This window comes from Paratractidigestivibacter sp. (assembly GCF_052362415.1).
In the GTDB taxonomy this organism is placed as follows: Bacteria; Actinomycetota; Coriobacteriia; order Coriobacteriales; family Atopobiaceae; genus Paratractidigestivibacter.
In genome coordinates, this window is the sequence record NZ_DAWEMK010000001.1 from 41,407 (window position 1) to 49,557 (window position 8,151).

The following is an 8,151-nucleotide window of genomic DNA, read 5'->3' on the forward strand; positions in this document are numbered from 1 at the left end:
TCTCGGGCTTGAGCTCGACGTCGTCGGCGCCGGCGTTGTCGCGGATGATGTCGCAGACGCGCTCGAAGGTGCTGGTATCGGCCATGGTGGTCTCCTTTGTTCTGGGGTTTCTTTGTTGGCTTTGGTGCAAAGACGTGCGTTTGGAGCTTGCTATGCGAAACCTACTTCCAGCGGAGCAGGCATGCGCCGATGTCGAGGCCGGCCCCGAAGCCGACCAGGGCAACGAGGTCGCCGCCCTTGAGCTCGCCCGCGCGGGCGAGGCGATCGAGCGCGAGCGGGATGCAGGCGCTCGAGATGTTGCCGGTGTCGCGCAGGGTGCGGACCACGCGCGAGCCGTCGATGCCGAGGCGCTTGATCGCCGCGGCGAGGATCCGCTCGTTGGCCTGATGGAAGACCAGGTGGTCGATGTCAGCGACCGCGACGCCGGCATCGGACGCCATCGCCTCGACGGCGTCGCAGATGGTGGCGACGCCGAAGCGGAACACGCGACGGCCGTCCATGGAAAGGACGCTCGCCCGCCGCGGCGCCTCCGCGAACGGGGAGGTACCCGCGACGCCGGGGACGTTGAGGACCGCGACGGAGGGATCGGTCGTGAAGCGCATGGAGAGCGGGTTCGGAGCGGGGCTCGCGACGGTGGAGCCGGCAGCGCAGGCCGCGCTCGGAGCGTCGGGCGCCTCGATGACGGCCGCGCCCGCCCCGTCGCCAAAGAGCACACAGGTGGAGCGGTCGGTCCAGTCGAGGACGCGGCTCATCTGCTCTGCCGCGACCACGAGGACGCGACGGGCGCGCCCCCGTGCGATGTAGCCGTCGGCGACGTCGAGCGCGAGGACGAACCCGGCGCAGGCGCCCGACACGTCGAAGGCCGGGCAGCTCGCGCCCAGGCGCTCCGCAACGGCGCAGGCCTCGGCCGGCAACAGGTGATCGCCGGTCGTGGTCGAACAGACGATGAGGTCGAGTTCGGTGGGGTCAACCTCCGCCGCCTCGATCGCTCGACGGCTCGCCTCGACGGCGAGGTCGTCAAGCGTCTCGGTGGTGCACACGCGACGGCTCTTTATGCCGGTCCGGGTAAAGATCCACTCGTCGGAAGTATCAAGGAACGCCGAGAGCTCGTCGTTCGTCACCGAGCGCGCAGGGAGCGCCGAGCCGGTGCCCAGAATCTGGAAAGACAAAGACCTTGCAACTCCTTTATGCCGAACGAATGTTGACCTGTTAACATTGCTTTGACAGAATAACCTAGGTTGTTGGTTGTTGAGTTCTCAACTTCAGAAGACGGCATTCGACATAGTTGCTTCACAAGTCTCGGATCCAAACATCAGGTTGGAAAGAAGGGCACATGAAGAGCCAGCTGGACATCGTGGAGGTCACCGGTTCCACCAATGACGACCTGCTCAAGATGGGTAAAGAAGGCGCTCCCCACGGCTATGGGCTCGCGGCTCGGCGCCAGACGGCCGGCCGTGGGCGCCGCGGGCACAAGTGGGACTCGACCGAGGGAAACCTCTTGCTCTCCATCGTGCTGCGGCCCGACGTCGAGCCGACAGACCTGAGCGGGCTTGCCGCCGTGTGCGGCCTTGCGGTCTACGAGGAGCTCGAGGCTCTCGGCCTCGCCAATGAGGTGCGCCTCAAGTGGCCGAACGACCTCTATGCCCGCGACAAGAAGCTCGGCGGGATTCTCATCGAGGCGGCCAAGGACGAAGAGGGCAGGACCTTCGCCGTCGCGGGGATCGGCGTCAACGTGGCCTATACTCCGGCGGAGGTGCCTGACGGCGGCCTTCCCGCCGTGAGCCTCATGGACTTGAACGGCGATGTCCCGCCCGTGGACAAGCTGCTGAGAGCAGTCCATGGGACCGTTGTCGGCCGCGTCGACGGGTGGGCCCGCACGCTCAGGCGTGTGCGGAAGGGCAACGGGAAGGAAAACCTCGGGCCTCTCTCCCCCGTGCTCGACGAGTATTTGGGCCACGTCGCGTGGCTCGGGCGAGAAGTAATCGCCCTCTCTCCCGACGGCGCCGAGCTCGCGCGCGGCTGCTTCAAGGCCGTCGACGACCACGGCCGTGCCATCATAGCCTGCGCCGACGGCACGCACGTCTTCCCCTTTGAGCTCGCCTCCCTCCGACCCCTCGCCCACTGACGACCAGCACTGGGTGACAGTCATCACGTGAAGCTTTTTGCAACACACATCATTTGATGCCACCCATCAGCCAATGACTGTCACCCAGTGATGGGTGTCACAGAAAGCTGCACGCAATGACTGTCACCCAGTGTTGGTAGACAAAGAAAAAGGCCCCGCTGCGGTACGGCAGCGGGGCCTGATTCATCGCTATGCGATCAGCTTAGAGCTTGATCTCGATGTCGACGCCAGCGGGGAGGTCGAGGCGCATGAGCGAGTCGACGGTGCTGGAGGACGGGTCGAGGATGTCGATGAGGCGCTTGTGGGTGCGCATCTCGAACTCGTCGCGGGAATCCTTGTCCTTGTGCGGCGAGCGGATGACGCAGTAGAGGTTGCGCTCGGTCGGCAGGGGGATGGGGCCGCTCACGCGGGCACCGGTCTTCTGAGCGGTGTCGACGATGAGCTTGGCGGACTGATCAACGACCTCGTGGTCATAGCCCTTGAGGCGGATCCTGATCTTCTGGGTAGACACTGTGGTACCTCCGTAAATGAGCTAACGCTCGGGTCGTTTAGTTGGTGCCGTTCTTGGCGACGATCTCGTCGCGGACGGACTTCGGGACGGGCTCGTAGGAGTCGAACTGCATGGTGTAGCTCGCGCGACCCTGAGTCTGGGAACGGAGGTCGGTTGCGTAACCGAACATCTCGCCCAGGGGCACCTTGGCGCGGATGACCTTGGAGCCGAAGCGGTCCTCCATGCCCTCGATCTTGCCGCGGCGGGAGGTCAGGTTGCCCATGACGTCGCCCATGTACTGCTCGGGGGTCTCGACCTCGACGGACTCGACGGGCTCGAGCAGGACCGGGTCGGACTTCTTCAGCGCGTCCTTGATGGCCATGGAGCCGGCGATCTTGAAGGCGGCCTCGGAGGAGTCGACCTCGTGGTAGGAGCCGTCGATCAGCTTGACCTTGATGTCGACAACCGGGTAGCCGGCGATGACGCCGGTCTCGAGCGCCTCCTGGATGCCCTTGTCGATGGAGGGGATGTACTCCTTCGGGATGACGCCACCGACGATGGCGTTCTCGAACTCGTAGCCCTTGCCCTCCTCGTTGGGCTCCATGTCGATGACGGCGTGGCCGTACTGGCCGCGGCCGCCGGACTGGCGGACGAACTTGCCCTCGGCGTGCTGCACGGCGTGGCCGGCGGTCTCGCGGTAGGCGACCTGCGGCTTACCCACGTTGCAGTCGACCTTGAACTCACGGCGCAGGCGGTCGACGATGATCTCGAGGTGCAGCTCGCCCATGCCGGCGATGATGGTCTGGCCGGTCTCGTGGTCGGTGTGGACCTGGAAGGTCGGGTCCTCCTCGGCGAGCTTGGCGAGGCCCACAGACATCTTGTCCTGCTCGGCCTTGGTCTTGGGCTCGACGGCGACGTCGATGACGGGGTCGGCGAACTGGATGGACTCGAGGATGATCGGGTTCTTCTCGTCGCAGAGGGTGTCGCCGGTGGTGGTGTTCTTGAAGCCGACGCAGGCGACGATGTCGCCGGCGGAGCAGGCCTCACGGTCAACACGGTCGTTGGCGTTCATCTCGAGGATGCGGCCCAGACGCTCGCGGTTGTCCTTGGTGACGTTGTAGACGTAGGAGCCCGCCTCGGCGTGACCGGAGTACACGCGGATGTAGGTGAGCTTGCCGACGAACGGGTCGGTCATGATCTTGAACGCCAGGGCCGAGAAGGGCTCCTTGACGTCGGCGTGACGGACCTCGGACTCGCCCTTAGGCGTGGTGCCGTCGATCTCCTTGACGTCGAGCGGGGAAGGCAGGTAATCCACGACAGCGTCGAGGAGCTCCTGGATGCCCTTGTTCTTGTAGGCGGAGCCGACGAAGACGGGGTTGATGCCGTTGTCGAGAACGCCCTTGCGGATGGCGGCCTTCAGGACGTCCACGGGGACCTCGGCGTCCTCGAGAACGGCCTCCATGACCTCATCGGAGTAGTTGGAGGCGGCGTCGAGAAGCTCGTCGCGCTTGGCCTGCGCCTCGTCGGCGAACTCGGCCGGGATCTCGTCCATCGGCTCGGGGTAGATCATGCCCTTGGCGTCTTCCTTGAAGTCCCAAGCGGTCATGGTCACGAGGTCGATGATGCCCCAGAAGTTGGCCTCAGAGCCCATGGGCATCTGGGCGGCGACGGCGGGAGCGTGCAGGCGGTCCTTCATGGTCTGGATCGCGTGGTCGAAGTCGGAGCCGACGCGGTCGAACTTGTTGATGAAGGCGATGCGAGGCACGTTGTACTTGGTGGCCTGGCGCCAAACGGTCTCGGACTGCGGCTGGACACCGGCGACGGCGTCGAAGACGGCGACAGCACCATCGAGGACGCGCAGGCAGCGCTCGACCTCAGCGGTGAAGTCGACGTGGCCAGGGGTGTCGATGATCTGGATGACGTGGTCCTTCCAGAAGCAGGTGGTGGCCGCGGAGGTGATGGTCACGCCGCGCTCCTGCTCCTGAACCATCCAGTCCATGGTGGCGGCGCCATCGTGGACCTCGCCGATCTTGTGGTTCTTGCCCGTGTAGTAAAGGATGCGCTCGGTAGTGGTCGTCTTGCCGGCATCGATGTGGGCCATGATGCCGATGTTGCGAAGCTTGCTGAGCTCGTACTTAGCCTTAGCCATAAGTGGTTATCCCCTCGGACTAGAAGCGGTAGTGAGAGAAGGCGCGGTTGGCCTCAGCCATCTTGAAGAGGTCCTCGCGCTTCTTCACGGACGCGCCGACGCCGTTGGAGGCGTCGAGAATCTCGTTCGCGAGGCGCTCGGCCATGGAGTTCTCCTTGCGGACGCGGGAGAAGTTGACCATCCAGCGGATGGCGAGGGTGGTGGCGCGACGGGAGTTGACCTCCATCGGCACCTGGTAGGTGGCGCCGCCGACACGCTTCGGCTTGACCTCGAGGGTCGGGCGGATGTTGTCCATGGCCTTCTTGAAGACGGCCAGCGGGTCCTCGCCGGACTTCTCGGCGACGAGGTTGAAGGCACCGTAGACGATGCGCTCGGCGGTGGCCTTCTTGCCATCGAGGAGGACCTTGTTGATGAGCTGGGTCACGAGACGGTTGTTGTAGACGGCGTCAGGCTGGACCTCACGGCGGTTAGCTGCTGCACGACGCGGCATGTGATATCTCCTTAAGAACTAAGAGCGGGTGTTTGCGTGTAAGTCGTCTTACTTCGGGCGCTTGGTGCCGTAGCGGGAACGGGCCTTGGCGCGGTTCTGGACGGCGGCGCAGTCGTAGGCGCCGCGGACGATCTTGTAACGCACACCAGGCAGGTCGCGGACGCGGCCGCCGCGGATCAGGACGATGGAGTGCTCCTGGAGGTTGTGGCCCTCGCCGGGGATGTAAGCGGTGACCTCGATGCCGTTGACGAGACGGACACGGGCGACCTTACGAAGAGCCGAGTTCGGCTTCTTGGGCGTGGTGGTGAAGACGCGGGTGCAGACGCCGCGCTTCTGGGGGTTGTGCTGCAGGGCTGCGTTCTTAGACTTAGCCTTGACGCTCACGCGACCGTTGCGAACGAGCTGGTTGATAGTAGGCAAAGTTCTCTCCTTCTTATACCTATCGACGTGCTGATTTACGATATTCATGGGCCGCGCAGCACCGCCGCCCCGGATTGACGCGACGATGAACTTTACGCTTGTGCCCGAGCAGTTGTCAAAACGCCACGGAGCCGGGCGTATCCATTTCACACGGAGTTCACACACGCGCCGACGCATGGCAAGAAGGGCCTCGGCCAGCCGGTCGCCGCCGGCGCCTAGCACGCCTCGATGCTCGTGAGCTCGACCTGGTCGCCGGTGAGCAGCACGGTGTCGTCGCTGCCGCAGTGCGGGCAGACCTTGCCGTGCGCGACCGTCGGGTAGGTCTTGCCGCAGGCGTTGCAGACCGTGGTCGCCGGCGCCTCCTCGACGATGAGCTCGCTTCCGCGCAGGAGGTCCTCTTTGTCTGCGGCCCAGCGCCAGCAGTCGGTGAGGTAGCGCGGCACCACGCCCGAGACCTCGCCCAGCGTGAGCGTCACGCGGCTCACGGAGGTGAGGGAGTTCTCCTCCCCCACCTCCTCGACCATCTTTATAAGGTGAACGACGATGCCCAGCTCGTGCACGGTCCCGGGGCTCCTTTACTTCTTTCCCGGCTTGGTCTTGTTGCCGTGGAGCAGCAGTTTGATACCGCGCTTGGCCGCGTGCGGCAGGATCGCCTTCATCTTGTCCTCGCTGAGGACCATCGTGGAGCACTCGGGGTTGTCGCGGCGCAGGTGGATCGCGTCGAACTCGCAGCGCGTGGTGCACAGGCCGCAGCCGATGCAGCGGTTCGCGTCCACGATCGACGCGCCGCACTTGAGGCAGCGGGCGCACTCGGTCTTGACCTGGTCCTCGGTGAAGGTGTGGCGGGTGTCGGTCCAGTCGTGCAGCACATGCGCGACGCGGCCGACCTTCGGCTGCTGGCGCCCCGCGTGGTCGTAGCCGCTCGGGTCCACGACCACGTCGGACTTGTCCAGCTCGACGTAGTGGCGCTGGTTGCGCCCGATGGTCAAAGACGCCTTCTGCGCGTAGCGGTGGATGCTGACGGCCGCCTCATGCCCCGCGGCGATGGCGTCGATGACGAACTTCGGGCCCGTGAAGTCGTCGCCGCCGACAAAGACGTCGGGCTCCGCGGTCTGGTAGGTCTGCGGGTTTGCGACCGCCGCGCTGCCGCGCCCGAGCTCGACGCGCGAGCTGTCCAGCAGGTCTCCCCACTCGATGCTCTGGCCGATGGAGAGGACCACGTTGTCGCAGGGCACGAACATCGTGTCCGACTCTTCGTATACCGGCGAGAAGCGCCCGGACTCGTCGAACACGCGGGTGCAGCGCTTGAACGAGACGCCGCGGATGCGCCCGTCGTCGACCTCGATGGACTCGGGGCCCCACCCGCAGCGGATCTTCACGCCGTCTTCCTTGGCCTCCGCGATCTCCTCGGGCAGGGCGGGCATCTCGCCGGGCTGCTCGAGGCAGACCATGTGCACCTCAGAGGCGCCGCAGCGGGCCGAGACGCGCGCCGCGTCGATGGCGACGTTGCCGCCGCCGACGACCACCGTAGTCCCGCGGACCTCGTGGTCCGGGTCCTCGAGCGCGCGGCGCAGGAAGTCGACCGCGGTGTCGACGCCCGCCGCGTCCTCGCCGGGAACTCCCGCCATACGGCCGCCCTGCGCGCCCACGGCCAGGTAGAACGCGCAGAATCCCTGCTCGCGAAGTCCGGCCAGGGTCACGTCGCGCCCGACCTCGACGCCGCAGCGGATCTGGACGCCCATCTGGCGCAGCACGTCGATCTCGGCGGCGACGACCTGCTTGGACAGCTTGTAGGCGGGGATGCCGTAGGTCATCATGCCGCCGGGCAGCGGGTTCTTCTCGAAGACGACGGGCTCATAGCCCAGCTCGGCCAGGTAGTAGGCGCACGAGAGGCCCGCCGGGCCGGCGCCCACGACGGCGACCTTCTGAGAGAAGCGGCCGCGCATCGAGGGGATGGTCGGCTCGGGCACGTAGCGGGTCTCGGCGTCGAGGTCCTTCTCGGCGACGAACTTCTTTACCTCGTCGATGGCCACGGCCTCGTCGACGGTGCCGCGGGTGCAGGCGGCCTCGCAGCGGCGGTTGCACACCCGGCCGCACACGGCGGGGAACGGGTTCTCGCGCTTGATCAGCGCGAGCGCCTCGGTGTAGCGGCCCTCGGCAGCCATGCGCAGGTAGCCCTGGACCGGGACATGCGCCGGGCACGCGACCTTGCAGGGCGCGGTGCCGGTCTCGTGGCACTCGATGCGATGGTGGTCCTTGTAGTCCCAGTCCCAGTCCTCCTCGCCCCAGTGGTTGTCATCGGGGAGCGGCTGCACGGGGTAGGCAACGCGCCCGTTCTTGGTCGGGAGCTTCTGGCCGAGCTTGGCCGCGCCGGCCGGGCAGACCTCGACGCAGCGCCCGCACGCGACGCACTTGGCCTCGTCGACGTGGGCAACGTAGGCAGAGCGACTCAGGTTCGGCGTGTTGAACAGCTGAGA

General features: G+C 65.9%; 8 protein-coding genes. 1 reads left to right on the forward strand and 7 read right to left on the reverse strand.

Features of this window, described 5'->3' with window-relative positions:
- Positions 1–161 precede the first annotated feature (161 nt).
- The gene (locus ACT84W_RS00280; protein WP_444327823.1) at positions 162–1,169 is read right to left on the reverse strand and encodes a 3-oxoacyl-ACP synthase III family protein; all 1,008 of its coding nucleotides are present in this window, start codon (positions 1,167–1,169) and stop codon (positions 162–164) included.
- 164 nt (positions 1,170–1,333) lie between these two features.
- Here ACT84W_RS00280 and ACT84W_RS00285 point away from each other — a divergent pair, with 164 nt between their 5' ends.
- A complete protein-coding gene (locus ACT84W_RS00285; protein ID WP_444327824.1) occupies positions 1,334–2,125 on the forward strand; it encodes a biotin--[acetyl-CoA-carboxylase] ligase in 792 nt (263 codons plus the stop codon).
- A 202-nt stretch (positions 2,126–2,327) separates the two neighbouring features.
- On the opposite strand, the gene rpsJ is transcribed toward ACT84W_RS00285, so the two are convergent.
- The 6 genes from rpsJ to ACT84W_RS00315 form a co-directional block, all read right to left on the reverse strand.
- Positions 2,328–2,636, reverse strand: a complete 309-nt coding sequence (gene rpsJ, locus ACT84W_RS00290) for a 30S ribosomal protein S10 (RefSeq protein WP_417575983.1) — start codon at positions 2,634–2,636, stop codon at positions 2,328–2,330.
- Between the two features lie 37 nt (positions 2,637–2,673).
- A complete protein-coding gene (gene fusA / locus ACT84W_RS00295; RefSeq protein WP_417575982.1) occupies positions 2,674–4,764 on the reverse strand; it encodes an elongation factor G in 2,091 nt (696 codons plus the stop codon).
- A gap of 19 nt (positions 4,765–4,783) precedes the next feature.
- Positions 4,784–5,254 (reverse strand): 30S ribosomal protein S7, encoded by a 471-nt coding sequence (gene rpsG / locus ACT84W_RS00300; RefSeq protein WP_432291233.1) that lies wholly within the window; start codon positions 5,252–5,254, stop codon positions 4,784–4,786.
- 48 nt (positions 5,255–5,302) lie between these two features.
- Positions 5,303–5,674 carry a 30S ribosomal protein S12 gene (rpsL, locus tag ACT84W_RS00305; RefSeq protein ID WP_417575980.1) on the reverse strand — a complete coding sequence of 124 codons (372 nt, stop codon included), beginning with the start codon at positions 5,672–5,674 and terminating at the stop codon, positions 5,303–5,305.
- 215 nt (positions 5,675–5,889) lie between these two features.
- Positions 5,890–6,234: a hydrogenase maturation nickel metallochaperone HypA gene (locus tag ACT84W_RS00310; RefSeq protein ID WP_432291232.1), complete on the reverse strand. Its 345-nt coding sequence runs from the start codon at positions 6,232–6,234 to the stop codon at positions 5,890–5,892.
- A gap of 15 nt (positions 6,235–6,249) precedes the next feature.
- Positions 6,250–8,151 (reverse strand): FAD-dependent oxidoreductase (locus ACT84W_RS00315; protein ID WP_444327825.1); only part of this gene is annotated, 1,902 nt, incomplete at its 5' end.

Excerpts from the sequence above, each read along its gene's own strand:
- ACT84W_RS00285 (WP_444327824.1), top strand. The coding sequence starts at position 1,334 with ATGAAGAGCCAGCTGGACATCGTGGAGGTCACCGGTTCCACCAATGAC.
- rpsG (WP_432291233.1), bottom strand. The coding sequence starts at position 5,254 with ATGCCGCGTCGTGCAGCAGCTAACCGCCGTGAGGTCCAGCCTGACGCC.
- fusA (WP_417575982.1), bottom strand. The coding sequence starts at position 4,764 with ATGGCTAAGGCTAAGTACGAGCTCAGCAAGCTTCGCAACATCGGCATC.